The organism is Pseudomonas sp. IT-P74 (genome assembly GCF_949768175.1).
Taxonomy (GTDB): domain Bacteria; phylum Pseudomonadota; class Gammaproteobacteria; order Pseudomonadales; family Pseudomonadaceae; genus Aquipseudomonas.
Map to the genome: position 1 here is coordinate 1 of NZ_CATKQD010000031.1, position 1608 is coordinate 1608.

Consider the following 1608-nt stretch of genomic DNA (forward strand, 5'->3'; position numbering starts at 1 on the left):
CTTGTGCATGCCTGTGGCCATTGGGTCTCCCTGCTGTTGTGTTACGAGCCAAGGTTTCCTCGTTCCATTGAGGATGCAGGCCGCTGATCCCATGAAATTCGGTTCAACCGATTACTGGGGTTTCAGTAACCCCACCCTCCGACTCCTCAATACGCCGCCCTCTGCCATCCGACTCAGCGGCGCGGTGTTGCTGACCAACACCTTCGGTACCCGCCTGCTGCAAAGCAACGCGGCTTCCAGGCTGGATGGCCCGCTCAACACCGCGCTGGCCCTGGTGTTCAAGGCGAGGCTGGGCCATTTGGGAGAGCAACTGCATTTCGAAAGCAGGACCATGCCGCTCAGCCAGGGGGTCAAGGCGAAAATAGGCCTGGCCGCCCACAAGAGCTTCGGCGACTCGCTGGCCGCGGGTGCCGCCGGACCCATGCTGGAAGTGCGCCTGGGCAGCACCCTGGCCTTGCTGGAGGTCTGGAACCTGAAGCTGAAGGCAGAAAAGGCGGACAAAGGCACGCGCGAGTACATCGAACTGACGGCCGCCATGCTCGCGGTGTCGGCGGTCGGGCTGGAATTGGGGGCTGTGGCGGTGGGGTTGGCTGAGCGAAGTCAAAACACGGCGATTCGCCAGGCCGGGCGGGTGATGGGGAGTCAGTTGAAGTTGATGGCGGGGTGTTGGCTGGGGGTGCGGCAGCAACCGGAGCAGCTTTCGATATCGTCGACGGTGTGAAAGCTTCCAATCAAAAAAAATTGTCGCTCGCGGGGGTTTATTTTATCCGAGCGGCTGCTCAAGCTGGATCTGCGCTTTTTTCAACAGCTATAGGTCTGGCAGCAGCAGGCCCGTATTTAGAACGGCTAATGCAGATACATGGACGAAATCGTTTTTTGGTATATGCCCATCAAACGTCCACACAATTAGCGTTGAGAATGGCTTTTATGCTGCGTTGGTGCATACGAATAAACCTGGTGATTTTCGCAACTTCCGTCGCGTTAGAAATGCTGCTTCCCAATGAGCTTCAGAACTACTTGAACCACTGTACTTTCCGAAAAGATCGAAGCAATGGAACCCCCGAATCCGTAGAGCAAGAGCTAAAAAACTTTCACAAACCTATCGAGACAACTCTCTAATGTATTTTTTTGAATGGCTCATGTACGACGGTCGCGCGACGACTGATTACGAAGCATTGGCGAAAGAAGCTGACCAGCAAATAGCGAACAAAGAAAAGCTCCCGCCTATCCGGGTAACGCAACCGGTTTCCCAAGCGATTTCGGACAACGAGTCTCTTTATGATTACAATTCCACGTACATTGATGTTCGCACTCCAAACGATGAGAAGCGTGGACTAATTACGTTAATACCTGGAACCTGTGGTGCTCTCTTTATCTGGATGCTCGTCGCGACACTTTACTTCCTTGTCATATATTACCGTGGCGAGTACAGCGATGAAACAACGCCGCTGGATGTTTTTAATATTATATTGTTGCATGCCATCCCATTGATCCCCATAACTTCTCTGTATTTATACATGAAATACGTTTTTCCTTACTTTCGACTTGAAATTTTCACCGCCCGACGCCTGATCGTCCGCTTCAACCGCATCACCCGCAAGATCTACC

1 protein-coding gene and 1 pseudogene are annotated in these 1608 nt (G+C 53.0%); both read left to right on the forward strand.

Going from position 1 to position 1608, the window contains the following annotated elements; all coding sequences use genetic code 11:
- Window positions 1-91: 91 nt before the first annotated feature.
- Window positions 92-721 (forward strand): hypothetical protein, encoded by a 630-nt coding sequence (locus ACM6J5_RS16330; protein WP_414928969.1) that lies wholly within the window; start codon window positions 92-94, stop codon window positions 719-721.
- 418 nt (window positions 722-1139) lie between these two features.
- Window positions 1140-1608: pseudogene (locus ACM6J5_RS16335) on the forward strand (hypothetical protein); the annotation flags it as partial.